Below are 26,308 nucleotides of genomic sequence, written 5' to 3'. Positions count from 1 at the left end.
AGACTTATAACAGATCTCTACTGCATTTACTGTCTAATATTGCGGTTTTTACTTATTAAAAATTTATTTTTGTTGCCTAAGGCAAATTAGATACTCCAAAAAATGACAAACTATTTTTCGTCAGACTTTAAGTTAGGTATCCTGGGTGGTGGTCAATTAGGTAAAATGATGCTCTACGAAACCCGAAAATATGATATCCAAACCTATGTTCTGGACCCCAACCCCGATGCCCCTTGCAGAATAGCCTGTGATCACTTTCAACAAGGTGATCTTATGGATTACGAAACTGTCTACAACTTCGGAAAAAAAGTAGACATACTCACTTTCGAAATTGAGACTGTTAACATAAAAGCTCTTGCACGATTAGAACGTGAGGGGAAAAAAGTATATCCTGATTCTAAAACTTTGGAAAAAATTCAAAATAAAGGAAGACAGAAACTTTTCTACAAAGAACAAGAAATACCGACAGCTGATTTTATGCAGTTTTCTAATAAAGCACATCTGGCAGAAGGTATCACTAGTGGTAAGGTAAAACTTCCTTTTGTTTGGAAAAGCACACAAGGTGGATATGATGGTAAAGGAGTTTCTATTATACGAACCGGAGCGGATATCGCGAAACTTCCTGATACAGAATGTATAGCGGAAACCTTAGTTGATTTCAAAAATGAACTTGCGGTAATCGTTGTTCGTAATCCTTCGAATGAAATAAAAACCTATCCTGTTGTAGAAATGGAATTTCATCCAGAAGCTAATCAAGTAGAGTATGTGATTTGTCCGGCTAGAATTGATGATAAAATCGCAGAAAAGGCAAGAAAGATTGCCGAAAAAGTATCAAAAGCTTTCTCACATGTAGGTATATTGGCTGTAGAGATGTTCCAAACCAAAGATGATAATATTCTGGTAAATGAAGTAGCTCCAAGACCCCATAATAGTGGTCATTATAGTATTGAAGCTAGTTACACCAATCAATTCGAACAGCACATAAGAGCTATACTAGATTTACCACTTGGTGCTACTGAAAGTAAAGTTGCAGGAATTATGGTGAATCTTGTAGGAGCCGAAGGACATACAGGAAATGTTGTTTATGAAAACATCGAAACCATCATGAAACTGAAAGGAGTTACTCCGCATATCTATGGAAAGAAGCAAACTCGACCTTTCAGAAAAATGGGACACGTAACTATTGTTCATGAAGATATTGCTGAAGCAAGAAAAATTGCTGAAGAAGTAAAGAAAACTATCCAAGTGATCACTGGGTAGCAATTAATGAAATCTAGTATTATGGTATCTCAGATCAAAATATACAACTAGCTTTAACAATAAGAAATAGCGCACAAATGAGTAAAGTAGGAATTATCATGGGTAGTACAAGCGATATGCCCGTTATGGAGAAAGCAATTGAAATACTAAAAGGCTTTGACATAGAAGTTGAAGTGGATATCGTATCCGCACATCGTACACCAGAAAAATTATTCGATTACGGAAAGAACGCTCATACTAGAGGAATATCGGTAGTTATTGCCGGAGCTGGTGGAGCTGCTCACCTTCCAGGGATGGTAGCTTCTTTATCCCCTTTGCCGGTTATAGGAGTACCTGTCAAATCAAGAAACTCAATTGATGGTTGGGATTCAGTTCTTTCTATATTACAAATGCCTGGCGGTGTTCCTGTAGCAACTGTAGCACTAGATGGTGCAATGAACGCTGGAATTCTTGCTGCACAAATCATTGGCGCATCAGACAAATGCGTATTAGACAAAATCCTTGTATACAAAGAAGGGTTAAAACAAAAGGTGATCGAAGGTGCTAAACAGATAAAAAAATAAGCCCGAAAAATCATTGTAAAAAAAAAGAGTCGCTCCTCAGCGACTCTTTCCAATATCAGGTCTTACAATAGAATATAACAATATTTATTAACCAACTTAAATATATTACACAAAAAATTCATCGTAAGACCATACTCTTAAAACCTGGTACAAAGGTAATCCCTTACTTTAATTACGCAATAATTATCTGTCAAAACTTATTAACATTTTCGATAAAATGCGATTTTCTTCGATAAAACCACATAAAACTGCTTTTATTTCAATTTTTTCCCATAGAAAAACATCCATTTTACATATTTCTATATCAAAACTCTAGATTAATAATCAAAATAGAAAAGAAAAGAGCTACAATAATTGTAGCTCTTTCAATATATTTGATCTTTGCAAAGATTACTTATTGTTGCCATACCCCTACAGCAATAATGTAATTAGGTTCTTTGTTTAGATCATTACTAATAAACCTAGACAAATGTATGTGTATCGCCTGTGGTTTAATCAAAATATAATATCACAAAAAGAGCAATCATCGATAAAAAACACACTTTTTCGACAAGTGAACATATAAAACATAAAGAAAACATCATTAAATAATGAAAAACCCATTATTAGAATTATTTGACCTCGCTCCCTTTTCTAAAATACAATCGGAGCATTTTTTACCAGCTATCAAAAACGCAATTACTATTGCGAAACAAGAAGTAGATGCTATTGTAACGAATACAGAAAACCCTTCTTTTTCGAATACTATAGAAAAACTAGAATATAGCGGAGAATTGCTCGATAGAGTTACTAGTGTATTTTTTAATCTTAACAGCGCCGAAACCAACGAAGAAATCCAAAAGATTGCACAGGAAGCTTCTCCATTACTATCAGAATTTAGTAACGATATTGCTTTAAACTCGGATCTATTCAAAAAAATAGAAACTGTTTATACACATAAGAATTCGCTAGATCTTTCTCCAGAACAGTCTACTTTATTAGAAAAGAGATACAAATCATTTTCCAGAAATGGAGCGAATCTTCCAGCAGATAAAAAAGAACAACTTAGAGAAATTGATAAGGAACTTTCTCAATTGAGTCTTAAGTTTGGCGAAAACGTACTAGCCGAGACCAATAAGTTCGAAATGTTATTAACTGATGAAACTGATCTTGCTGGCTTGCCTGACGGAGCTAAAGAAGCAGCAAAAGCACTTGCAGAATCTAAAGAAAAAAAAGGCTGGTTAATTACTTTAGATTACCCTAGTTATATTCCTTTTATGACCTATGCCAATAATAGAGAATTACGTAAAAAATTAGCCCTCGCTTTTGGATCAAAGGGTTTTCATAAGGATGAGCTAGACAATCAGGATATTGTACTTAAAATAGCTAATTTACGATATGAACGCGCTAAAGTATTAGGATACAAATCACACGCCGATTATGTACTAGAGGAACGTATGGCAGAAACTCCGGAAAAAGTATTTTCATTTCTAAATGAAATACTGGAAAAAGCAAAACCTGCTGCAGAAAGAGAGTTTAAACAATTAGAAAATTTCGCTAAAGAATTAGACGGAATCGATCAACTCCAAAAATGGGATGGAGCATATTATTCAGAAAAATTAAAGCAAAAGCTTTTTGATCTCGATGATGAGAAATTGAAACCCTATTTTAAGTTAGAGAATGTTATTGATGGCGTTTTTCAGGTAGCTACTAATTTATTTGGATTACAGTTTGAAGAAACGGATCAGGTAGATACATATCATGAAGAAGTAAAAACGTTTAATGTTACAGATTCTCAAGGTAACTTTATTTCAGTCTTTTATGCTGATTTTCATCCAAGACCAGGAAAACGAAATGGTGCTTGGATGACATCTTATAAACCTCAAATGAGAAAGGATGATAAAAATATAAGACCGCACATCTCTATAGTCTGTAATTTCACCAAACCTACACCAAGCAAACCTTCGTTACTTACTTTTAATGAGGTAACGACATTGTTTCATGAGTTTGGTCATGCCTTGCATGGTATGTTAGCTAATACTACGTATCCAGGATTATCAGGAACTAGTGTATATTGGGATTTTGTAGAACTACCTAGTCAAGTCTTAGAGAACTGGTGTTATGAGAAAGAGGCGCTAGAGTTATTCGCTAAACACTACGAAACTGGCGAAGTGATTCCTATGGAATTGGTACAAAAGATAAAAGAATCATCTACCTTTATGGAAGGAATGTCCACCATGCGTCAATTAAGTTTTGGATTACTGGATATGTCTTGGCATTCGCAAAACCCTATTGATATTAAGGATGTAAAAACGCACGAAAAGAACGCATTTGCTGGTACTTCTTTATATCCTGACGTTGCTGAGAATTGTATGAGCACTGCTTTTTCTCATATTTTTCAAGGAGGTTATTCTGCCGGATATTACTCCTATAAATGGGCAGAAGTGTTAGATGCAGACGCTTTTGAGTATTTTAAAGAAAATGGAATCTTTAATAAAGAGGTAGCCACTAAATTTAAAGACTATGTACTATCTAAAGGAGGAACAGAAAACCCTATGACATTGTATAAACGATTCAGAGGCCAAGAACCAAAACCAGAAGCACTATTAAAACGTGCTGGATTGATAAAGGAGTAATTTCCTTTGAAATAAATAAAAAAGGTGCTTCAGTTTTGAAGCACCTTTTTAGATTACGGTTTTAAGTTATTGTTTCGATTTATTTTGGGATTATTGAATTATTAATTTACGTACTACTAATTTTTCTCCTTCACTTTCTATTCGTATCAGATATATTCATAATCTTAAAGAAAGATTTCTAACAGAAATAGTATTAGCTTCAGAATTTAATTGAATTTTGGTCGAATTTTCTCATGTTAAAAATGAGTTTGTATTAGACTAATAACTTACACAAAATCAAACTATTACCAAAGTGGATAATCCGCAAAAAAACAACTGTATTAACACCTGTTAGTATATGGTCTTAACATAATTAAATAAATTAAAGTTTCAAAAATTACTGAAAGTTTAAAATTTATTGTATATTTGTCCTATGAATTATACAGAAGCAAAAGAAAAGTTTATATCCACTTGGGGGGCCTTAGGTACTTTGTGGGGCATTAATAAGGCAATGGCACAAATCCACGCATTGTTATGGATCTCACCAGAACCACTTTCTATGGAAGACATTATGGAGGAATTACATATTTCCAGAGGGAATACGAGTATGAATCTTCGTCAATTAATGGATTGGGGGATTGTTTTTAAAGAAAGTAAACCAGGAGAGCGTAAAGAGTATTTTGCTTCCGAAAAAGATGTACAAGAGTTAGCAAGACAAGTAGCCAAAGAAAGAAGTAGAAGAGAAATCAAGCCTGTTATAAAAGTATTAAGAGAAGTATCCGGAATCGAAGGTGACGGAACAAAAAAGACAGAAGAATTGATTAAGCAAACTAAAGCTTTGTATGAATTAGCGGATAATGCGGATACAATGATGAATAAAATCGTAAATCAAGAATCTAATTGGATTACAAAAACGCTAATGAAACTTATTAAATAATAACTTAAAACATAATCAATAAGATATAAGGAAGAAATTCCTTTTCTTTTTAATATTATGTTTCAAAAATTATTGAAACTTTAAAATTATTAGAATTATGAAAACAATACATAACATTAACAAATGGAGTCTTATTATCACTTTACTACTTTACTTAACAATATATCTTGGATTGTTAGCTCAGATTCCGCTAGGATTCATTCAGTTTGTTCTTGCTCTATCGATTTTAGGTCATTGGAAACAACTGAATTCATTATCTAAAAAATTGATTTTAACATACTGGTCGCTTTTTATTTCCTATTGGTTGGCCTTTGCTATTATGGGAAATAGTCTGAATGATCTGTGGTTTATTTTTTATTCGATAATTCCGATGAGCATCGCATCCTATTTTGTGTATATCACGTATCAAATTAAAAAAAGCACCCATGAATTTAAACTTGATTACATATAGTATCTATATACTAATCACTGTATTCATTATTATCAAAGTGGGATTGATTTGTTATAAAAACGGAAACATATTTGTGGCCCATCTTGTTCCTGATGACAAAGATTTCTGTTTACGAATAAACAATATGCTTTTGATAGGATATTATCTTATCAATATTGGATACACAGTAATAACATTATCCGAATGGACTACGATCTATTCTATTTCTCAAATGGTCGAAAGCTTGTCTAAACATACAGCAATCATAATCTGTATACTAGCAATTTTACATTATTTCAATCTGTTCTGGATTACAAAATTTATTAAAAACATTAAATAATTATAAATACGAACTTTATGGAAACTTCTAAAATTTTTATAGGCTACATTATCTATTTACCCATAGCAATTGCTCTTACCTATTTTGTCTCTAAAACACTTTTTAAAAATGGAAAAACCTTTATGATCGATATTTTTAAAGGCAAAGATGATATTGCAATCGCAACGAATCGCCTTTTTGAGGTTGGTTTTTACTTACTCAATATTGGCTGGGCATTATTGATTCTAAAAATTGATAACTATAATTTTAATAATACTTATCAAAATTTAGTAGAAATATTAAGCTTTAAAATCGGAGGGTTTTCAATGTATTTAGGATTGATGTTATTCCTTAACATGTATTTATTTTTTAGAGGAAGAAAAAAATCTAAACAAAGACCGCCAGTTGTTACTCAAATAATAAAACCAAAAGGACCACAAATTCAATAAATCTATTGTGTTTTTTAATCATAAATAAAATTTCTAGTTATGAATACTACACTCCCACTCCTACGTAAAATCAGATTTCAAAAATCTAATAAAGAAAACCTTATAGAACTCTATAATGAAGCTACAGAAGATTATGAATTCTGGAGTAAAGATTTTAATATGCATTTTGGGTACTATATCCCTTTTAAAACAACACTTTTTAAAAGAGACACCATGCTTAACGAAATGAATAATCAGGTATTTAATCGACTACATTTCAACAAAAAGAATGGACTGATTGCAGATTTGGGTTGTGGAATTGGCGGCACTATGAGATATGGTTTACGTAAATATCCACGTCTTAGTATTATTGGAGTTACACTCTCTCGTTTTCAGGTTCAGGAAGGTAATAAAAGACTTCGAAATATGAATGGATTGATTCTGGAAGAGAATTATTGTAACACATCTTTTACTTCTAACAGTGTAGGCAGTGCGTATGCTATCGAAAGTTTCTGTCATTCTGGTCATAGTGAACTGGCACTAAAAGAAGCTTATAGAATAGTTAAACCTGGTGGAAAACTGGTGATAGCAGATGCTTTTCTAAAAAAAGATGAAGATCAATTATGTCAAGGAAGTCATTACTGTTATGATCAACTATGTAAGGGATGGAGCCTGGAAGGGTTAGGTAGTATACAACGGGTTAAGAAATCTTTAGAAGAAATTGGTTTCAAAAATGTAATGGTAGAAGATGTTTCTTTTAGAGTAGCTCCTTCTGTATTGCATGTGCCTTTTGCAATCACCGGTTTTATTTTAAAAAAACTATTCAAGAAAGAAACACTGAAACTCCAAAGTTGGAAAAACCTTAAAGGATCTCTCTTTGCATTACTATCAGGGTTGCATATGAACAGTTTTGGATATTATATCATAACAGCAGAAAAATAACCTAATGAATATTGGTTTAAGAACATATCAATGGATGTATATCATCATCGCTACCACAATATCGACAGTCGTATTGTTTTATTACACAAAAGAACTTCCGGAGTTGATTCCTAATGATAATTTAACCAAGGAAATGATTATGTGTTCTGGTCAACTTTTATGGCAGGGAAGTATTATTTTGATTTTTATAAAGAGAAAACTTCACATCTATTTATATAATATGATTACAGTATCTTTATTAGGATCACTAGCCTTAATTCCAATGATATTTTTATTTCAAAAAGAGTCAATATCAATAGAAATCAGAATTCTTTTATTCTTACTGGTTGTTTTACTAATGATTATTGAACACGCAAGAAGAGTAAAAAAACTTGCATTACCATCTTATTTAACCTTAACCTGGATAACTTACAGAATCCTGTGGTTACCCATATTATTATTTTAATTTTAAAGAATATGAAAAAACTAATTATAGCTGCAGGAACAGGTTTCTTAGGAAACGTTTTAGTTGAATACTTTAAAAACAAAGCAGAAACTATTGTAATTCTTACTCGTGGTGAAAACAAATCCATAGCGAATATCAATTATGTGCATTGGGATGCTAAAACTCTAGGAGCATGGAAACAAGAACTAGAGGATACAGATGTTCTTATCAATATGACAGGAAAATCCGTTGATTGCCGATATCATCAGAAAAATAAGGATCTTATCCTTTCTTCTAGAGTTGACTCTACTGCTATATTAGGCAAAGCTATTCTAGCTTGTGAAACTCCACCTAAAGTCTGGTTAAACTCTTCTACCGCTACCATTTACAGACATTCTTTGGATAAAGAAATGGATGAAACCGATGGAGAGATCGGAACCGGTTTTTCTGTAAATGTAGCCACCAATTGGGAAAGTATGTTCTTCTCTCATCAGACTCCGAAAACCAGAAAAGTAGCATTAAGAACTTCTATAGTTTTAGGAAAAAACGGAGGAGCTTTGCAACCTATTCTTAACTTAGTGAAAATCGGTTTTGGTGGAAAACAAGGTAAAGGAAACCAAAAATTTAGTTGGATTCATGAAATCGATTTTGCAAGAAGTCTGGAGTTTATTATTAAAAATTCTACAATTCAAGGTCCTGTGAATATTGTTGCTCCTAAACCAACAGATAATACCGGATTAATGAAAACACTACGAAATGTTACCAAAATTCCTTTCGGAATTCCATTACCCAAACCTCTTTTAGAGATCGGAGCTCGGATTATTAAAACAGAAACTGAATTAATTCTAAAAAGCAGAAATGTTATTCCAGAAAAACTGCAAGATGCAGGTTTTAAATTCAAGCATCCTGATCTTACTAATGCATTAATAGATTTAACATCATAATTATGACCAAAATTCAATTGAGTACCAATATTGATGCATCTATTGAAATTGTTTTCGATGCCGCCAGAAATATTGATCTTCATATGAATTCTGCAAAGAAAACAAATGAGAAAGCTATTGGCGGAAGAACTTCTGGATTGATAGCATTATATGAAACAGTTACCTGGAGAGGAAAACATTTTGGCCTGTATCTAACTCACAAAAGTAAAATAACATCTTTAAGATATCCAACCTATTTTATAGATGAAATGGTTCGCGGTCATTTTAAAAGTTTTAAACATCAACATATTTTCAAAGAAACAGTAACCGGAACTGAAATGATTGATTTCTTAGAATATAGAACTCCTTATGGTTTTTTAGGAAGGTTTTTTGACCAATTATTTTTAAAGAAACATTTAACCAAATTTCTTTCTACAAGAAACCAATTTATAAAAACTGAAACAGAACGATCAACAATAATATAATTATCTTTAACTATTGTCTCAGGCTGTTTTTATTGAATCACAACAGTAATCATAAGTCACAAGCATATTCAAAAAAAACATTGTTCCTGATCTACTACGAGGTTTCTTTTACAAATTCTTCTACAATTCAATGGATTAAACTTATTTAAGATTCAACTTTTTATCCTATTTTTGAGGAAAAGAGCTAATACACTATGTCGACAAACACAATAGACCCCAATTCGTGGATAGATAAATACAGTGACTACCTGTTTAACTATACCATAGTGCGGGTTGATGACAGGGAAATTGCACAAGATTTAGTGCAAGAGACCTTTTTTGCAGGTCTTAAATCAATGAAAAACTTTAAAGGAGAAGCAAGTGAACGTACTTGGCTTATTTCGATTCTTAAAAGAAAAATCATTGATCACTATAGAAAAATAAATAGTAATAAAGGTAAAGCAGAAGTACGTATCAATTACACTAATGATGGTGAAACTGAAGGAGATTGGCTAGAAGAAAGAGTAGCAGATCCCTTTGACCAAAATGCCGAAGGTAAAATTGAGAATAAAGAATTAGGAATCGCCATTCATGATTGCCTTGATAAATTACCTGAGAAGCAAGCTCGTATTTTCTCTATGAAAACGATTCAAGGATTTGATACAGAAGCAATCTGTAATGAATTCGATATTACTGCGTCTAACCTTTGGGTAATCATCCATCGAGCACGTACAGCGATGGCAGGATGCTTGGAAAAAAACTGGTTTTAATACACATGAGTAAAGAAAACAAAATATTTGTAAGCTGTGATAATGCCAATCACATTTGCGATAAAAATCAATATAAGGAAGCCTCTTTTTGGGAAAAGGTAAAATTAAATATTCATTTAATTTATTGTAAGGCTTGTAGAAAATATTCGTCTAAGAATACGAAACTAACTAATTTAGTCAAAGATCCTAAAGTCATAAGTATCAACCAATCGGCTAAGGATGCAATGAAAGAACAATTAAAGAAAAAAATGGCTGAACAAGAATAAATAAGTTAGTAACCCCAAATAATAGTATTTTAAAATTGTAATGAAAACAAGTAATAGTTTATTAGTTTCCTGCGAGGAAGCAAAGTTTATCTGTGATAAAAATCAATATGGTGAAGCATCCATTATGGAAATCATCAAATTGAATATCAGATTAATGTATTGTACAGTAACAAGAGCTTATTCTAAAAGAAATAATAAGCTTACTAAAGCAATTAAAAAGTCTAATTTACAAATTATTGAACCTTCTAAAAAAGAACAGATGAAGGAACAATTACGGCAAGAATTATCCAAATAAATTTTGCATTAAAACCCATATAAACAACCACATAATCGGAATACTTTCGACCCAAAAGGAACAAAAGTATTCCGATTGTTTTTTATCCGTTCCCCACAAAAACAACAAGCTGATAATCGTAATAGATACTGTACTTAGAATTTCTGTAGAAAAAAGTTCGGCTTTAAATACAGTAGCTAACAAAAAAATTACCAATAAAATACTCCCAAACACCTTAGTCCTTGTAATGCCTATTTTCTGAGGGATTGTTTCTAATTCTTTTCCATCATATTGCAAGTCTCTAATTTCAAAAGGTAGCATGATCACTACCACAAACAAAAACCGTTGTATGATTTCTATGATCATATTAAACTCTAATGCCCCTTCTGCATAAATAACAGGTATCAATACCGTAATTCCAGTCCAAGTAACACCAATAATAAAAATCTTAATCCCCGCTACACTTCTCAAGTTTTTTTTATTTGGAAAAATAGGAACAGCATAAAGTATTGTTAATAGCACAAAAGGCAACATCCAAAGCAACGTGTCTATTGACAACTGATATCCAAAATACACGAAAATTATAGCACAAACAGTTGTTAATATCTTGATGCCAGTCATTGATTTTGTCAATCTTCTGTGATACAATTCCGAGATATTAGCATACTTTACAAAATTATACGCTACAATAGAGCCTAAAAAACTGAAATATATGTACGCGTCTCCACCTAAAATTTCGAACTTTAAAAAAGTAAGTTTAACCAAGGCTGCCACAGCTAATGCTACGTGAATACTACTGTTTACATAAAAACTAAATATACTTTTTAGGGTTTTCACACTGCGAATTTAGGGGAATCTGTTAATAACAGTGTAAATTGGTTAAAAACTTGCTAGGGTTAGGTTAATTTATTGTGAAATTTTTAGGGATTAAATATGTACTTTTGCGCTTTCAATCTCAACTGTTTTTTTGCTATGAAAACTGACTCATTTAAACTGCGTCATATCGGTCCTTCAGAAAAGGATATTGATAATATGCTGAACACAATCAAGGCTGATTCTATAGATCAACTCATCCATGAAACTGTCCCTGATGACATTTTACTAAAAGCCCCGCTAAAACTTGACGAGGCTATGAGCGAACAAGAATATTCTGCTCATATACAGCGATTAGCCGCTAAAAACAAAGTATTTAAAACCTATATAGGTTTAGGATACCACGAAGCAAGTTTGCCAGCAGTAATACAACGCAACATCTTAGAAAATCCAGGATGGTATACTGCGTATACACCATATCAGGCAGAAATTGCTCAAGGTAGATTAGAAGCATTGCTAAATTATCAAACTATGGTTTGTGATCTTACCGGAATGGAATTAGCAAATGCATCTTTACTTGATGAAAGTACTGCGGCTGCAGAAGCAATGACTATGCTGTTTGCAGTGAGATCAAGAGCGCAGAAAAAAGAAAACATTCATAAGTTTTTTGTTTCGGAAGAAATACTACCACAAACACTTTCTTTATTAAAAACAAGAGCAATTCCTTTAGGTATTGAATTGGTAATAGGAGATCATACAAAATTTGATTATTCAACGGACTTTTATGGTGCTATTTTACAATATCCAGGTGTATCAGGTCAAGTATTTGACTATGCAGCTTTTGTAGAAAATGCCCATCAGTCTGAAATTAAAGTAGCAGTAGCTGCCGATATTCTTAGTCTTGTAACGCTTAAATCTCCAGGTAGTTTTGATGCAGATGTAGTAGTAGGTACTACACAGCGATTCGGAATTCCATTAGGATATGGAGGACCTCACGCGGCATATTTTGCAACCAGAGAGGAATATAAAAGAAACATTCCTGGTAGAATTATTGGAGTTACACAAGATTTGAATGGGAATCGTGCCTTACGAATGGCATTACAAACCCGCGAACAACATATCAAACGTGATAAAGCTACATCTAATATCTGTACAGCTCAGGTATTGCTTGCCGTAATGGCAGGAATGTATGCCGTATATCATGGTAAAGATGGGTTGCAATATATTGCTAATAAAGTAAACACTTCAGCTACTGAACTTGCCAATACTATCGAATCATTAGGATACCAGCAATTGAATACGGTATTCTTTGACACGATTCGAATTAAAGCTGATGCAAGCAAAATTAAAGAAATAGCTGAAGCGCAACAGGTAAATTTCTACTATCCAGATGCTGAAACAGTATCTATTTCTTTAAACGAAGCTACAACAATTAAAGACTTAAATACTATTGTATCGATTTTTGCGAAAGTTGCTGCTAAACAATCCATTGAAATTAAAGAAATAGGTAGAACAAATATTATTGATTCCAGTATAAAACGAAATACCGAATTCTTAACAAATGAAGTATTTAACACCTATCATTCTGAAACGGAATTGATGCGTTATATCAAAAAGCTAGAGCGTAAAGACCTTTCTTTAAATCATTCTATGATTCCGTTAGGTTCTTGTACTATGAAGCTAAATGCTGCGTCCGAGATGCTACCATTAAGTAATCCACAATGGGGTAACATTCATCCATTAGTTCCAATAGAACAAGCACAAGGATATCAGGAAGTACTAAAAAAACTAGAAGATCAGCTTACAGAAATCACAGGCTTTGCTGGAACTTCTTTGCAACCTAATTCAGGAGCGCAAGGAGAGTTTGCTGGTTTAATGGTCATTCGTGCATATCATGAATCCAGAGGAGATCATCACAGAAATATCTGTTTGATTCCTTCTTCTGCTCATGGTACCAATCCTGCATCTGCAGTGATGGCTGGAATGAAAGTAGTAGTAACCAAAGCAACCGAAGAAGGAAATATAGATGTAGAAGATTTAAAAGAAAAAGCTGAAAAATATAAAGACAATCTTTCTGCATTGATGGTAACGTATCCTTCTACTCACGGAGTATACGAATCTGCAATTAAAGAGATTACTAAAATTATCCACGATAATGGTGGACAGGTATATATGGATGGCGCTAATATGAATGCCCAAGTAGGATTAACACATCCAGGAGCCATTGGCGCAGATGTATGTCACCTAAACCTGCACAAAACATTTGCTATTCCTCATGGAGGTGGAGGACCAGGAGTTGGACCAATCTGTGTAGCAAAACAATTGGTACCATTTTTACCTGGTAATCCTGTTATTACTACAGGAGGAGATCAGGCAATTACTGCTATTTCTGCAGCACCTTGGGGATCAGCTCTAGCCTGTTTGATTTCTTATGGATATATCACCATGTTAGGAGAAGAAGGTCTTAAAGAATCTACAATATATGCTATTCTGAATGCTAATTATATCAAGGAGCGATTAGATGGACATTATAGTACATTATATTCTGGAGAACGTGGTCGCGCTGCTCACGAAATGATTATAGATTGTCGCCCATTTAAGGCACACGGAATCGAAGTAACAGATATTGCTAAACGATTAATGGACTATGGATTCCACGCACCTACGGTTTCTTTCCCTGTTGCAGGAACAATTATGATTGAACCAACAGAAAGTGAAAGTAAAGCAGAATTAGATCGTTTTTGTGATGCTATGATCAGTATCCGTCAGGAAATTGAAGAAGCAAGTGCCGACAACCCTAATAACGTAATGAAAAATGCACCTCATACACTGGCTATGTTAACAGCAGACTCTTGGGAATTCCCTTATAGCAGAGAGCAAGCAGCATATCCATTATCATATGTAGCCGATAATAAATTCTGGCCAACAGTAAGACGTGTAGATGATGCTTATGGTGATAGAAATCTTATTTGCACCTGTGCTCCTATAGAAGAGTATATGGAGGAGGTATAAATCTCTATATTATAAATAAAAATTGTCTGATACTTTATTGTTGAGTATCAGGCAATTTAGTTATATCACTATATAGTTTTCAAAAACTCTTTTACCGCTTTCCAATAGTCTTGGCTATCAGAAAACTTATCCCAAAGTGCTCTTGACCCGTGATTTCCTTTTGTTTCTGGAAGAAAAAATTGCTTTTTACCAGACGGAATAGCATCATAAATTCCTGACCAATTCTTCTTTTCATTTTTAGCAGAAGTAATAAACACAGGAACTTTAATATTAGAAGCACTAGAAGTAATAAAGTTCTTTTTACCAAAATACTCACCTGGAGCAAAAGATAAAACTGCATTTACAGCATCAGGGTTGTCTCCTGCATATTTTAATACAAGTGCTGAAGAATAAGAACTCCCCCAAATAATAATCTTCTCAGGATTATATGTTTTTTTTACATATCCCACTGCAGCTTCTATATCCTGAAAAGCGTCGGTAAATTCCGTTTGCTTTCCTTCTTTTTCGGCTAAAGCTTTCGTTTGATTTTCCACCCCATTTACAGTTCCTCCAGAACGTTGATCCATAGCAATGCAACTATACCCCAAACTATTCAATTTTGGTGCAATCTCCAGATATTCTCCACGGCTCCATCCTGCTTGATGAAAAAGAAGGACAAACTGATTACTGTCATTAGTTTCATACACATCTGCCGTCATCATCAATCCATCTTTAGAAGGAAAATTAATAGTTTTTTGACCATAGATGGAAACGGTCAGGAATACAATTACTGAGGTAATTACGTTTTTCATAGATAACAAATGATTAATACAAATAAGATTAAGTCCCTCAAAGTACTAATTTACATAATAGCTATATATTATTATTTTGTTATAATTTCCAAAAAGGTATAAAGAGTAGTTATATCGGAACGATATTCCTATCTCCATTTTTGCGTAAGTAGCTTTTAATTATTTTGGTAGTATGATATGTATGTTTCTGAAGATTTAAGAAATTATCGAAGTCTTCTATCTTAGCAATTTGTTCATCTTCCTGTATATATCCAAACCCTTTATAAACACCATCCTGAATCATTACAAAACTTTGCTCCTTAAATGTTCTGCCTTTTTCTTTAATAAAATAACTCTTTTGATCTCTTCGCAAAGAGGATAAAGCTTTTTGGACTCTCATATTATACAATGCAACAGATTCTTCTCCTATACAAATACCTTTGCAATTCTTAATTTTATAATGAGAACATCTTTCTGTTGTACTTTGTAAACTACAATATCGAGGACATAACTGATAGTCTTCACAAAGCTGTTCTAGTTTTTCTACTGCCTCTGCTCTACTATAAAATATTTCTACCGAATGATCTATAGAATGCGATCTATCTATTGCTAATTGAACCACTCCTTTTCTATTTGTATAATACATAATACAGTAAGGAGCTACTGGTCTTTTTTGTGCTCTATTAAATTTTGGATAGTGTTTTTGGATTTTTTCTGATTCTAATAGTAAAGCAACCAATTCATTACCCGTTACTTCATAATCTATAGTATATGTCGCTTGACACAGTTCATATTCTTTATTCTTTTTATCATAAAAATGACTGATTACCCGTTGTTTAATATTTTTGGCTTTACCTGCATATATTACTTTTCCTTTTTGATCTTTAAATAAATAAATTCCTGTTTCTTCTGGAAGGGCATCTATGTTCTCCGCTTTTAGGTGTGGCGGCAATGTAGCTTCCTTAGAACGTGCATTTAAAAATTTATTAATGACTAAAAATTCAGGATCAAGGCTCAAAATTCGTTGAAAAAGAATCACAGTAGCATCAGTATCGCCTTCTGCTCTATGTCGATCCTCTAAAGGAATATTAAGAGAAGAGCATAGCTTACCTAAGCTGTAAGAAAACATACCCGGAATTAGTTTTCTGGATAAACGAACGGTACATAGTTTCTTTCGTACAAATGAATATCCAAGGTTTTTAAATTCCCCTCTAATCACATTATAATCAAAAGTCACATTATGCGCCACAAAGATGGCCCCAGTGGTCATCTGCACAATACGTTCTGCTATTTCGTGAAATCTGGGTGCATTCCGAACCATATCATTATCTATACCTGTAAGACCAGTAATAAAAGGAGGAATATGGCATTCGGGATTTACTAAAGAAGTGAATTTATCTATAATCGTATTGCCTTGTAACAATACAATGCAAATTTCTGTAATGCGATTACCATTAATACCCTTACCTGTGGTTTCTACATCAATAACGGCATATAATTTTTCTGACATTACTTTTTTTTGAGGTACAAATTTAAAAGAAATAATTGATATTTGGAATTTTTCCTTTTATAATGGAATTTTTCCTATTGAAGTTTATTTTTTGAGTTTTTTAATAAAGCGTCAATTCGAGTGGTTTTTGATAGAAAACTATATCGAGAATAGTTTTTTTATAAAATGAAAACAACCTATTCTCTTAATAAATAAGCCGCCAATCTTGTAGCATTTTCTTGATAAGCGTTATCAAACGCTACCGGAAGTGGATTCTTTTTATAATAAGCAGTCAAGGTTTGTTTAGAAACAAAACTCATTTCTGCATTTGAATAACATTGTATCAATGCTTCTAATTTAAAAGAAACAGATGCTGCAGCAAATTTTCCTTTGGTTTGTCTACTAATAATAGCGATATGATCTGGCTGTATAGTATCAAAAAACTCATGAATCTCTTTCTGAAAGTTCTGTATATCCTGATTACTCTGATCATCTTTAATTTCGATATACTTGGTCTTACCAGTAAGGTTGGTATATTCACCTTGCAGATCTTTGGATAATACCATGCAGATTGCTCTTTTTTTATCTATTTCTATTCCGATTACTTTCATTATTTAATATTAGTTCTATTTAAAGATTCTTAATTCACCGAAATCAATGTAATATCAAATAGTAATACAGAACCTGCCGGAATTGGCCCTACCGACCTACGACCATATCCCAAATGTGAAGGTATCAATAGTGTACAGCTACCACCTTCTTTCAAATATCTAATCCCTTCTCTCCAGCCTTTTATTACCTCTTGTAAACCAAAAGAAATACCGTTTGCATCACTTTTATCGAACACCGCACCGTTTGTAAAATATCCTTTATACGCCACAGTAACCATATCTGATCTTCTGGGCCTGATGCCGGTTCCTGGCGCATGAACAACAAAATACAAACCTGTATCACTTTTTCCTGCTATCAGACCATTATCCTCTATATATTTTATGATCTCTTCCTCGTTCTCTGCCTTAAGATCCGCTTTTATTTGACCTGCATTACAAGAAACAAAAAGAACGATTATAAAAGTGAATATGGCATATTTCATCTATACTATTATTTTTTTATTAGCTACAAATCTAATGTTATACACTTTCTAATTCAATAGTTAATGATATTATTTTATGTAACATTATCATAGAATTAGTGATACCTTTTTTTTAAAAAAAAATTTAATTTAAAGGAAACAGCTACTGCTGCAAACTTTCTTTTGGTTTGTCTACCAATAATAACAACATGCAGTGGCTCTATAAAATCAAAAAAGCATGAATCTCTTTTAGAAAAGTTTGAACATCTTGATTACTCTAATCATCTTTAATTTAGATATACTTCGTCTTACCAGTAAGTTTTATATAGTTCCCATTTTCATCCTTAGACAACACTACAGAGATGGCTCTTTTTTTATCTATCTCGATTCCGATTATTTTCATGAATATGTTTTTAAAGATCAATTTTTATAATCCTCAGGTTGTAGCTTTTCTCCATCCCAAGTAAGATTTCGTTGTTGAGAAGTAGTAACATACCAATCAGTTTCTTCATCTTTCATTTCCCCATTTTCCTGCTTGTAGATAATTATATTAGGCATTCCTTGAGGATCTGAAGGGAATATAAAATCCGAATGATAATGATATAATCCTCCATCTCCTATTTCTGAAGTATTAGCCATATGAATAAGTTGACCTCCGCTATAAACAACATAGGATTTTCCTCCATCAATACCACAAGCTTCACTATAATTATCAATAACAATAATATCATCCATTTGTTCTACTCCTTTATTGTCATAATGTTTAACCTCGAAAGCTCCATTCCCAAAGATTCTTACTTTCTGCTCGCTTTGCATTTTCTGATCCCTCACTGCTCTGATAGTAGCATATGTCGATCCCTCTGCATCTTTTTCTAACCCATAAATAAAATAAGTATCATTACCAGTTTTACTATTATACCTAGTAAAAGAAAACAAACCGCCTACAACATATCCTATTTTATCCCCACATTCCACTTTATACCAAGGCATACTAATTCCTTTATATTCATGCAGGCTATCTTCAACTGCAAGAACGATCGCTTTAGAGTCTATAGGAAGTAATGCCAAGGTTTGTGAATCTGTATTTGGAGCATCTCTAAGTTTTACATTATCCCCAAACATATGTACCTCATCACCTACCGAAAACGTGTATCGTTCATCATAGGCTTGTCCCACAATTGATTGAATTACAAGTAAAGTAATTAATAAGGTAAGATGTTTCAAATGTGTCATTGACTAAAATTTACGCTAAAATACAGATTATTAAGATCTATAGAGAATTATATAAAATCTTGGAATACTTCAATCCGATATATCAACAATCACGCAATTGATACTTCCTTAATTAATTAACAAAATTGATGTAACTATAATATTTATAAGCGCAAAATATTTATATATCAACAAAAAACATTAAATTGGTTGACCAATTTGATTTATCATGATTAAGAACTAACATATTACTAATTCAATAAGACTAATACTAGCTTTTAAAACCTACATATAAGAATCAAACCAAAACGCGAAGGCTAGCTCATTTTGTAACTAAACTATTTAACACATTTCATATGAAAAATCTTCACACATTTTGGTCTTTAAAAAAACAAAAACAATACGATCCCGATGATTTATTATTAAAAAAACTACCAAAAAAAAGAGGCTTAAAAGAGTTATTTATGATTATTTTTCTCTTTTCCACTCACCTTTTTGCTACTGAATACACGGTTAATTCGATAAATGAATTTAACAATTTGAACTTATCACCAGGAGATGTGGTCATCTGGGAAAATGGAACGTATAGTAGTGATGAAAGACTTGTATTTAGTGCTAATGGAACCGCATCCAACCCTATTACCTTAAAAGCCGAAACACCTGGTGGCGTTATTTTTAATAATGGACTACAAATGAATATTGCCGGAAACTATCTTATCGTCGAAGGATTTCATTGGAAAGGAGGGTATGGAGCTAGTAATTTTATCCAATTCAGAAATGGAACTACATATGCACAAAATTCTACAATTCGAAATTGTGTAATTGATGGTTTAGGTGTAGAACCTGGTGATGCGGCAGAAGCTGAACAAGATGGAGCAATTGTTAAGCATCGATGGATTGTATTATACGGAAACAATAACAATGTATTAAATTGTTCTTTTTTGAATAAATCTACTGCAGGAGCCCTGGTATTAGTAGAGTTAGAATACAATGCAGAAGTGAATCGCTGTGACATTGTTGGTCATACAATAAGCAATAATTATTTTTATAAATACGAAAAAATGGATCCCTCCTTATCAAACGCTGGTGATAGTGAAACCATTCGTGTAGGAACTAGTGAATTCCAGAATGTAGATTGCAGAACAACAGTAAGCAATAACTATTTTGTGGAGGCTGATGGTGAAAATGAAATCATTACCAATAAAAGTGATAATAACATATACCAGAATAATACTTTTAGAAGATGTAGAGGATCATTAACCCTACGCCACGGTTCTGGAGCTGTAGTAAGTGATAATTACTTTTTAGGAGAAAATGTGGATGGCACAGGTGGTATTAGAATCGTAGATAGTGACCATATAATTACTAACAATTATATTCAAGATTGTATCACTGTGATTGATCAAGCAAAATGGAATAATGGAATTACATTTATGGGAGGTTCCACCAACTCTCAGGATAATTGTAATGCTACAAGCGTATCTAATGGGTATCAAAAATCGGAAGATATTACTGTTTCTAACAACACTATAGTAAATACCAATGCTCCTTTATTTTTTAATGGAGACAAAGGTACTAGTGGCAATACCGGTACTATTTCTAATAATGTGATTTACTTTTCAAGTAATTCATCGAATACTACGGATGTTATTACAGAAGATGACCCTGGAGATTTTTCAGATATTGGCTCTTCATTATCATATTCAGGAAATGTATATAGTAGTACAAATCTAGGAGCATCAGTAAGCGGATTTTCTTCAGCAAATTTATCGGCTAGTAGTAATGGCGAAATTTTCAATATTTCTGGTACTAATGGAGGATCAAATATATCTCAATCTCCTTATTCCGATAGCGATGTAGCGGTAAGCGTTGGCGCTTGTTTTGTTAACTCTACTGGAAATTCTTTGAATTCTTGTAGTAATACTCCTCCAACAGATGTACTAACACTATCTGCAATCAATGATTTTGTAGCTACTGCCGGAAGTCAAGCACTTACGATAACATCCAATGTAAATTGGACAATATCCGATGATAGTTCTTGGATCACTGTAAGTCCTACATCCGGAGTGAATAATGGTAATGCTACTATATCAGTCACTACCAATTCAGAAAATAGTACCAGAACGGGTACTGTAACGGTTAGCGGTGGAAATTTAACCAGAACAATTACCATAACTCAGTTAGGTGTTGCAGGAACAGTATCTGTAACCGGGGTAGTTATTTCTCCGAGTAGTTCTATTATAGAAATCGGAAACACGCAACAACTAACAACAGCTATAACGCCCGACGATGCAACCAATCAAAACGTTACATACAACAGTAGTAACACTTCTGTAGTAACTATCGATTCTAATGGATTACTTAACGCTATAAGTACTGGTGAAGCTGTTATTACCGTAACTACAGAAGATGGAGGATTCACTGACACCTCAACCATAACTGTAATTTCTACTACTACCGGTGACAATCTTGCGCTAAACAAATCAGTAACAGCTACAGGAACTCCTGATGGTAACAATGTTGCTTCTAATCTGGTCGATGGATCTACTAATTCTCGCTGGTCTGTCAATGGTTTCCCTCAGTCATTTACTGTAGACCTTGGAGATAGTTTCAGTATTAACAAAACAGAAATGGTTTTTTACCAAGATAGAGCGTATCAATATAGTATCGAAACTGCTACTAATCTTAATGGAGTCTATACCGAAATAGTTGATAGAAGCAATAATTCGACACCGGGAACAGTTTCGACTCCGGTTACGGATTCTTTCTCTTCTATAACTGCTCGTTATGTTAGAGTAACCGTATCTGGTGCATCTGGTTATTCCGGACCTTGGATTAGCGTCCTTGAATTTAGAGTTTTTGGCAACACCATTGATATTCCTAATTGTAATGCAGGAAGTAATCTATCATTAAATGCAAATCTTACTTCTTATAGTGATCAACAAACTGAAAATCCAGCAATCAATATCATCGATGACAATACCAATACCAGATGGTCGGCACAAGGATTTCCTCAAAACGCAATAATAGATCTAGGAGAAGCATATACTATCAACGAGATAGAATTATATCCATACAATAATAGAGCATATCAGTTTATTGTAGAAGGTTCTAGTGTTTCTGCAACTTCCGGATTCTCTGTATTAACCGATGGGTCTAATAATACATCTGGTGGCTCTGTCATTAACAGAAGTTTTTCTACACAAGCTGTTAGGTATGTAAAACTAACCATTACAGGAGCATCAGGGTATTCAGGTAGTTGGTCATCTATAAATGAATTTAAAATAATTTGTGCTGGTAGTAGTCAAAGTTTATCTAATAGAATTGGATATCAAGAGGGTTCTAATATTTCGATCTATCCAAACCCTTTTACAACAAGTCTAACAGTTCAATTATCAAAAAACAATATCGAAATCACCAGAGTACAACTTATAGACATATTCGGTAGAGAAGTTTCTAACGAGCCTATAAGTAACTCCTCTAACAGTATTCGTTTTTCTACAAACTTACCAAAAGGTGTTTATTTCCTAAGGTTATTGAGCTCAACCAATAAAGTAATTAAAACAGAAAAAGTAATTAGCGGTTCCTACTAAATCGTGATTTTATACATTTTATAAATTGAGGTTGAATTCTAAGATGAAACTGAAAAATTCAACCTTGATTTTGTATCAAATGATTTTAAGAATAAGAGATTCTCACCTTCGTGCGTTAACAACCATTGTTTTCGTTCGACACCACCACTGTAACCGGTCATACTTCCATTTTTTCCTATGACTCTGTGACATGGAATTATAATCGAAATCCTATTACAACCATTTGCAGAAGCTACCGTTCTAAGTACATTATTTTAATGTGATTAAAGCAGTTAATTCGAATAAAACCTCAATGCAATCTTCAACTTTTCCAACTTAAAATAGTTTGCTTTAATTTCTCTTCCCTATACGCAGTAGGCGACATTTGATACTGTTTTTTAAAAGACTTTGTAAAGTAGGCGGGGTCATTAAAACCACAATCATATGCTATTTCTGAGATAGTAGATTTAGATTTTTTAATCAGTAAGTTGCTTGCTCTTTCGAGTCGCTTGGTCATTACATAACGAGAGTACGTTGTTTGAAATTCTGCCTTGAATTTTCTTTTAAAAGTAGAAGGACTCATATTAGCAATAGCGGCCATTTCATTAAGCGAAATATCCTCGAATATATTTGCATCGACGATTTCTACTAAGGTATATTTATCTCTGCGAAAAAGAGATGATAGTAATTCGATTATTGGATTAGGATTTCGACTGTTTATTAAAAGTAAAGTCAGTTCCTTTATCTTGAGTGCAACCAACTCTTCTGTTGCAAGTTCTTTATTATCAAAATAGAAAAATAGACTATCCAGAAATTTGGTCAATAGTTCATCCAATTCTAGAACAGCATTTAAAGGACTGCTTGTCTCTTTTTTTTCGAATGAGCTTACTTCGGTCGTTGATAACACTTTTTGCATTACTTCAGGATGAAGTCTAAGAATAACAACTTCAGATATTGTTCCTTCATCTGTATTGTACCATTTATTTACATAGGTGCCGCATTTCATTAAAACGCCCTGTGTATTTGAAATCTCTGTTTTTCCATCAGCCCGATATATATTACCTTTTGTATGAATAGGAAATATGAAACAAGCAGTATTATCCAAATCGGCTGCAGCTATAAGCGGCGGAGAAAAAGTGAAATGACTGATAACAGCTTTTCCACCTAATTCTAAATGTCGTTGTGTTAAAATCACAGCTTTTTACTTATATAAATGTTTGATTGCCTTCCATTTTTTCTCTGTAACCAACTCTCCAGTTTCAGCGTGATAATCTATACCATATGCATACTTCTGGAAACCCTTACGCATACTTCCTTTTGCTAACCCTTTGAGAAACTTTGGTTTAGTAAGATAATGAAAACGTATTTTCAAAAGGGTCTTATTCTCTGAAATTTTCTCGACATCCATATTGACCCAAGTGTAATTAATGTTTAATGTTCCAAATCCTTTTTTATTGGTAATCTCTATAGTTATATGATAATTTGCCGGATCATATTTTGCGATTTCATCAACAAAATACTTCTTATCACGACTATCGGTCATATACATAATACGCTTAGCCCCTACCTCTGCTTTATGATATCCGTCTGCCCATTCTGAGTATGGACAATCAGGATTGCTATCTGCAATGTTTGCAAAATTGGTTCCTATGATTTCCCAAACACGTTCAGCAGGTGCATCTATCTCTTGTTGTACGTCTACAAAAGCAACTTTCTTGCGCATCTTCGCTTCTTTCTTAGCCACTTTTTTATTGGAAGCAAGTTTGTCAGGGTGTAGCTCTCCAGTTTCTACATAATGTTTTAATTCTCTAGTCATACTTTCCAGGGCTTTTCTTGTTGCGCCTTTCATTATACCTTTCATCATAACACCCATAATACCAGTTGCTCTCATAGTAGTTTTACCTTTAATGAGTGTACCATTGGCAGTTTCTTCTAAAGTCCAAATATTTATAGCATCTTTTACGAAACCTGGAAGACCATCTGCAAGCTCGTATTTAAGCAAATAATTTTGATCATCATATTCTAAAATTTGTTCTTTCGTATCATCAAAACCAGCAGCTGTAATTTCGCAGGCGCGAATCGTATAGTCCGAACCACCGATAGGTTGACCAAAACCTTGAGAATGTGATACACCTGATGACCATTTTCCTATTCCAGCCCAATCTTCTGCCAAAATAGACCATACATCTTTAATTGGAGCATTAATAATGGTCTCTGCTGTTGCGATAACATTTGGTTCTTTTTCTTTAATCACTTCGGCTCTAGCGAAAGTGGAGTGCACTACTATAAGAAGTAGAATAACTCCGTTTTTTACTGTATTTTTCATCGTCTTTTTTTAGGGGATTGTAGATTTATTTCTTTTTTCGAGTATACTTTTCCATCGCTTTTTTCTTTGTTGGATGGGGTTCGTCATTCTCTGCGTAATATTTTAATTCTTTACACATTGTTTTAAGCACTTTTTGAGTACTTCTAGTCATAAAGCCTTTCATCATAGCCCCCATAATACCTGTAGCTCTCATTTCGGTAGTTGCTTTGACTAGTGTTAGAGATTTATCTTTAGGAAGTAATTGCCAGGTATTATAAGCATCTTTTACAAAGCCAGGTAATCCGTGGAATAATGTGTATTTAAGGATATAGCCTTCTTTATCATATACCGTGATTCTTTCTTTGGTATCGCTAAATCCAGTTGCACTAATTTTACATGCACGTTCAGAACAGTTACTTCCGTTAATCGGAGCGCCAGAACCTTCAGAGGCATTCACTCCAGAAGCCCAGTGATCAATGTCTCCAAATTCTACTGCTAAGATCTGCCAGATCTTTTCGATAGGAACCTTGATAATGATGCCTGAAGATGCATTTACATTTGGTTTTTTATCATTCATATCTAATGGATTTATCTTTTAATTAGATATTCCAAAAGTAATTGTATGAATATCGGACAGATATGATTATTGGGTCAATCCATTGGAAAAAAAGACCAAACCACGAAATTTTAGTAAAGTGGATTAATTTTATTAGTAACTATATGTTACTACTTAGTATCGTTACACCAAATCAAAGTATATACAAGATAAAGCTATGGTGTTAAAAAAACCGTGTACGGCAATGACAAACCACAAGTCGTATTTACGCAAGTAGAATATCAAAGCTATGAGCGCTCCGACAATCCAAGTAACAAGTTGCCCAGTAATTCCCTGAGAACTATGCATAAAGCCAAAAAAACCAGTAATTAAAACAATATTAAGCACAATACTGACTTTACTTTCTCCAAAGAATTTTACAAATTGTCGCATAAAATAACCGCGAAAGATTATTTCTTCTCCAAATCCCGCAGTAGCCCACAATAATAGTAAAAAAATTAAAAAATAAGGGAAATTTCCCTTTATTTGATCAAAACCTGAATAATCTATGGGAACTCCTGTGAGTTTTGTAATCCCGGGAACCAATACAAAGGCATAAAAAACAAAGAGTCCTACTGCCACCAATGGAGCAAGTACGAAAATGTTTTTGAATGTGAATTTTTCACGTTGAAATCCAAGTGCCGAAAATGGTTTTCCTTTATATTCTATATAATTGGCTATAATGATTACTATAGAAATAATAATATTTTCTATGGTTATACGGAATGGTCCAAACCATAAAAAGCAGATGATTGCAATGGTTATTAATGGAATTAATACTTGTCGTAAGGTGATTTTGTTCATGTTTTTTGATTTTAAATTCTAAACGAAATAATGAACAAAATCTCTGAAAACCCCTTTAAATACTTATATT

At 33.3% G+C, this 26,308-nt stretch carries 26 protein-coding genes and 1 pseudogene; 16 read left to right on the top strand and 11 right to left on the bottom strand.

From position 1 onward, the window contains the following. Positions 1-102 precede the first annotated feature (102 nt). The 14 genes from Q0829_RS11950 to Q0829_RS11885 all read left to right on the top strand — a co-directional run bounded on the left by Q0829_RS11950 (position 103) and on the right by Q0829_RS11885 (position 10,615). Positions 103-1,260, top strand: a complete 1,158-nt coding sequence (locus Q0829_RS11950) for a 5-(carboxyamino)imidazole ribonucleotide synthase (RefSeq protein ID WP_298543003.1) — start codon at positions 103-105, stop codon at positions 1,258-1,260. Between the two features lie 77 nt (positions 1,261-1,337). Continuing rightward, on the top strand, positions 1,338-1,823 hold the full coding sequence (gene purE, locus Q0829_RS11945; protein ID WP_298543000.1) for a 5-(carboxyamino)imidazole ribonucleotide mutase: 486 nt from the start codon (positions 1,338-1,340) through the stop codon (positions 1,821-1,823). 590 nt (positions 1,824-2,413) lie between these two features. Further along, entirely contained in the window at positions 2,414-4,438 is a 2,025-nt protein-coding gene (locus tag Q0829_RS11940; RefSeq protein ID WP_298542998.1) for a M3 family metallopeptidase, read from the top strand. A 412-nt stretch (positions 4,439-4,850) separates the two neighbouring features. After that, entirely contained in the window at positions 4,851-5,354 is a 504-nt protein-coding gene (locus Q0829_RS11935) for a MarR family transcriptional regulator (protein WP_298542995.1), read from the top strand. 97 nt (positions 5,355-5,451) lie between these two features. Next, positions 5,452-5,805 (top strand): hypothetical protein, encoded by a 354-nt coding sequence (locus Q0829_RS11930; protein WP_298542993.1) that lies wholly within the window; start codon positions 5,452-5,454, stop codon positions 5,803-5,805. Beyond that, entirely contained in the window at positions 5,780-6,124 is a 345-nt protein-coding gene (locus tag Q0829_RS11925) for a hypothetical protein (RefSeq protein ID WP_298542991.1), read from the top strand. The genes Q0829_RS11930 and Q0829_RS11925 overlap by 26 nt, the downstream gene beginning before the upstream one ends. A gap of 17 nt (positions 6,125-6,141) precedes the next feature. Beyond that, positions 6,142-6,552, top strand: a complete 411-nt coding sequence (locus Q0829_RS11920) for a hypothetical protein (RefSeq protein ID WP_298542989.1) — start codon at positions 6,142-6,144, stop codon at positions 6,550-6,552. Between the two features lie 39 nt (positions 6,553-6,591). Continuing rightward, a complete protein-coding gene (locus Q0829_RS11915; RefSeq protein ID WP_298542986.1) occupies positions 6,592-7,473 on the top strand; it encodes a methyltransferase domain-containing protein in 882 nt (293 codons plus the stop codon). Between the two features lie 4 nt (positions 7,474-7,477). After that, a complete protein-coding gene (locus tag Q0829_RS11910) occupies positions 7,478-7,918 on the top strand; it encodes a hypothetical protein (RefSeq protein ID WP_298542984.1) in 441 nt (146 codons plus the stop codon). Between the two features lie 11 nt (positions 7,919-7,929). After that, entirely contained in the window at positions 7,930-8,841 is a 912-nt protein-coding gene (locus Q0829_RS11905) for a TIGR01777 family oxidoreductase (protein WP_298542981.1), read from the top strand. Between the two features lie 2 nt (positions 8,842-8,843). Beyond that, positions 8,844-9,305, top strand: a complete 462-nt coding sequence (locus Q0829_RS11900; protein ID WP_298542978.1) for an SRPBCC family protein — start codon at positions 8,844-8,846, stop codon at positions 9,303-9,305. A gap of 194 nt (positions 9,306-9,499) precedes the next feature. Continuing rightward, positions 9,500-10,054 carry a sigma-70 family RNA polymerase sigma factor gene (locus tag Q0829_RS11895; protein WP_298542976.1) on the top strand — a complete coding sequence of 185 codons (555 nt, stop codon included), beginning with the start codon at positions 9,500-9,502 and terminating at the stop codon, positions 10,052-10,054. Between the two features lie 5 nt (positions 10,055-10,059). Next, positions 10,060-10,320, top strand: a complete 261-nt coding sequence (locus Q0829_RS11890; RefSeq protein ID WP_298320313.1) for a hypothetical protein — start codon at positions 10,060-10,062, stop codon at positions 10,318-10,320. Between the two features lie 40 nt (positions 10,321-10,360). Beyond that, positions 10,361-10,615, top strand: coding sequence for a hypothetical protein (locus Q0829_RS11885; RefSeq protein WP_298542973.1), 255 nt, complete (start codon positions 10,361-10,363; stop codon positions 10,613-10,615). On the opposite strand, the gene Q0829_RS11880 is transcribed toward Q0829_RS11885, so the two are convergent. Beyond that, complete coding sequence (locus Q0829_RS11880) at positions 10,604-11,431, bottom strand: hypothetical protein (protein ID WP_298542971.1); 828 nt, start codon at positions 11,429-11,431, stop codon at positions 10,604-10,606. The two genes, Q0829_RS11885 and Q0829_RS11880, sit on opposite strands and share 12 nt — an antisense overlap. A 135-nt stretch (positions 11,432-11,566) precedes the next feature. Between Q0829_RS11880 and gcvP the strand changes: the two genes are divergently transcribed. Beyond that, complete coding sequence (gcvP, locus tag Q0829_RS11875; RefSeq protein ID WP_298542969.1) at positions 11,567-14,419, top strand: aminomethyl-transferring glycine dehydrogenase; 2,853 nt, start codon at positions 11,567-11,569, stop codon at positions 14,417-14,419. Between the two features lie 68 nt (positions 14,420-14,487). Here gcvP and Q0829_RS11870 read toward each other — a convergent pair whose 3' ends face one another. From Q0829_RS11870 to Q0829_RS11850, 5 genes are all read right to left on the bottom strand, one after another. After that, entirely contained in the window at positions 14,488-15,210 is a 723-nt protein-coding gene (locus Q0829_RS11870) for an alpha/beta fold hydrolase (RefSeq protein WP_298542967.1), read from the bottom strand. Positions 15,211-15,319: 109 nt separating this feature from the next. Then, entirely contained in the window at positions 15,320-16,699 is a 1,380-nt protein-coding gene (locus tag Q0829_RS11865; RefSeq protein WP_298542964.1) for an exonuclease domain-containing protein, read from the bottom strand. Positions 16,700-16,875: 176 nt separating this feature from the next. Continuing rightward, on the bottom strand, positions 16,876-17,289 hold the full coding sequence (locus Q0829_RS11860; protein WP_298542961.1) for a DUF3010 family protein: 414 nt from the start codon (positions 17,287-17,289) through the stop codon (positions 16,876-16,878). Between the two features lie 29 nt (positions 17,290-17,318). Next, on the bottom strand, positions 17,319-17,771 hold the full coding sequence (locus Q0829_RS11855; RefSeq protein ID WP_298542959.1) for an FKBP-type peptidyl-prolyl cis-trans isomerase: 453 nt from the start codon (positions 17,769-17,771) through the stop codon (positions 17,319-17,321). Positions 17,772-18,170: 399 nt separating this feature from the next. After that, positions 18,171-18,983, bottom strand: a complete 813-nt coding sequence (locus tag Q0829_RS11850) for a hypothetical protein (RefSeq protein WP_298542957.1) — start codon at positions 18,981-18,983, stop codon at positions 18,171-18,173. A gap of 335 nt (positions 18,984-19,318) precedes the next feature. Between Q0829_RS11850 and Q0829_RS11845 the strand changes: the two genes are divergently transcribed. After that, positions 19,319-22,555: a chondroitinase-B domain-containing protein gene (locus Q0829_RS11845; protein WP_298542954.1), complete on the top strand. Its 3,237-nt coding sequence runs from the start codon at positions 19,319-19,321 to the stop codon at positions 22,553-22,555. 38 nt (positions 22,556-22,593) lie between these two features. Here Q0829_RS11845 and Q0829_RS11840 read toward each other — a convergent pair. From Q0829_RS11840 to Q0829_RS11820, 5 genes and pseudogenes are all read right to left on the bottom strand, one after another. Further along, positions 22,594-22,800 (bottom strand): annotated as a pseudogene (locus tag Q0829_RS11840) (MGMT family protein); the annotation flags it as partial. Between the two features lie 56 nt (positions 22,801-22,856). Beyond that, the gene (locus tag Q0829_RS11835; RefSeq protein WP_298542951.1) at positions 22,857-23,729 is read right to left on the bottom strand and encodes an AraC family transcriptional regulator; all 873 of its coding nucleotides are present in this window, start codon (positions 23,727-23,729) and stop codon (positions 22,857-22,859) included. Between the two features lie 6 nt (positions 23,730-23,735). Further along, positions 23,736-24,860 (bottom strand): SRPBCC family protein, encoded by a 1,125-nt coding sequence (locus tag Q0829_RS11830; protein ID WP_298542949.1) that lies wholly within the window; start codon positions 24,858-24,860, stop codon positions 23,736-23,738. Between the two features lie 25 nt (positions 24,861-24,885). Beyond that, the gene (locus Q0829_RS11825) at positions 24,886-25,416 is read right to left on the bottom strand and encodes an SRPBCC family protein (protein ID WP_298542948.1); all 531 of its coding nucleotides are present in this window, start codon (positions 25,414-25,416) and stop codon (positions 24,886-24,888) included. A 162-nt stretch (positions 25,417-25,578) separates the two neighbouring features. Beyond that, entirely contained in the window at positions 25,579-26,238 is a 660-nt protein-coding gene (locus Q0829_RS11820) for a CPBP family intramembrane glutamic endopeptidase (RefSeq protein ID WP_298542946.1), read from the bottom strand. Positions 26,239-26,308: the final 70 nt, after the last annotated feature.

Origin of the sequence: uncultured Aquimarina sp., from assembly GCF_947492405.1 — a bacterium.
In the GTDB taxonomy this organism is placed as follows: Bacteria; Bacteroidota; Bacteroidia; order Flavobacteriales; family Flavobacteriaceae; genus Aquimarina.
This window is presented reverse-complemented; position numbering and strand designations above follow the sequence as displayed.

Coding starts and splice junctions, on each gene's coding strand:
- Q0829_RS11920 (WP_298542989.1), top strand. CDS start 6,142: ATGGAAACTTCTAAAATTTTTATAGGCTACATTATCTATTTACCCATA.
- Q0829_RS11900 (WP_298542978.1), top strand. CDS start 8,844: ATGACCAAAATTCAATTGAGTACCAATATTGATGCATCTATTGAAATT.
- Q0829_RS11935 (WP_298542995.1), top strand. CDS start 4,851: ATGAATTATACAGAAGCAAAAGAAAAGTTTATATCCACTTGGGGGGCC.
- Q0829_RS11855 (WP_298542959.1), bottom strand. CDS start 17,771: ATGAAATATGCCATATTCACTTTTATAATCGTTCTTTTTGTTTCTTGT.
- Q0829_RS11820 (WP_298542946.1), bottom strand. CDS start 26,238: ATGAACAAAATCACCTTACGACAAGTATTAATTCCATTAATAACCATT.
- gcvP (WP_298542969.1), top strand. CDS start 11,567: ATGAAAACTGACTCATTTAAACTGCGTCATATCGGTCCTTCAGAAAAG.
- Q0829_RS11890 (WP_298320313.1), top strand. CDS start 10,060: ATGAGTAAAGAAAACAAAATATTTGTAAGCTGTGATAATGCCAATCAC.
- Q0829_RS11940 (WP_298542998.1), top strand. CDS start 2,414: ATGAAAAACCCATTATTAGAATTATTTGACCTCGCTCCCTTTTCTAAA.
- Q0829_RS11925 (WP_298542991.1), top strand. CDS start 5,780: ATGAATTTAAACTTGATTACATATAGTATCTATATACTAATCACTGTA.
- Q0829_RS11895 (WP_298542976.1), top strand. CDS start 9,500: ATGTCGACAAACACAATAGACCCCAATTCGTGGATAGATAAATACAGT.
- Q0829_RS11915 (WP_298542986.1), top strand. CDS start 6,592: ATGAATACTACACTCCCACTCCTACGTAAAATCAGATTTCAAAAATCT.
- Q0829_RS11930 (WP_298542993.1), top strand. CDS start 5,452: ATGAAAACAATACATAACATTAACAAATGGAGTCTTATTATCACTTTA.
- Q0829_RS11885 (WP_298542973.1), top strand. CDS start 10,361: ATGAAAACAAGTAATAGTTTATTAGTTTCCTGCGAGGAAGCAAAGTTT.
- Q0829_RS11845 (WP_298542954.1), top strand. CDS start 19,319: ATGAAAAATCTTCACACATTTTGGTCTTTAAAAAAACAAAAACAATAC.
- Q0829_RS11860 (WP_298542961.1), bottom strand. CDS start 17,289: ATGAAAGTAATCGGAATAGAAATAGATAAAAAAAGAGCAATCTGCATG.
- Q0829_RS11825 (WP_298542948.1), bottom strand. CDS start 25,416: ATGAATGATAAAAAACCAAATGTAAATGCATCTTCAGGCATCATTATC.
- Q0829_RS11850 (WP_298542957.1), bottom strand. CDS start 18,983: ATGACACATTTGAAACATCTTACCTTATTAATTACTTTACTTGTAATT.
- Q0829_RS11950 (WP_298543003.1), top strand. CDS start 103: ATGACAAACTATTTTTCGTCAGACTTTAAGTTAGGTATCCTGGGTGGT.
- Q0829_RS11910 (WP_298542984.1), top strand. CDS start 7,478: ATGAATATTGGTTTAAGAACATATCAATGGATGTATATCATCATCGCT.
- Q0829_RS11830 (WP_298542949.1), bottom strand. CDS start 24,860: ATGAAAAATACAGTAAAAAACGGAGTTATTCTACTTCTTATAGTAGTG.
- Q0829_RS11870 (WP_298542967.1), bottom strand. CDS start 15,210: ATGAAAAACGTAATTACCTCAGTAATTGTATTCCTGACCGTTTCCATC.
- Q0829_RS11865 (WP_298542964.1), bottom strand. CDS start 16,699: ATGTCAGAAAAATTATATGCCGTTATTGATGTAGAAACCACAGGTAAG.
- purE (WP_298543000.1), top strand. CDS start 1,338: ATGAGTAAAGTAGGAATTATCATGGGTAGTACAAGCGATATGCCCGTT.
- Q0829_RS11905 (WP_298542981.1), top strand. CDS start 7,930: ATGAAAAAACTAATTATAGCTGCAGGAACAGGTTTCTTAGGAAACGTT.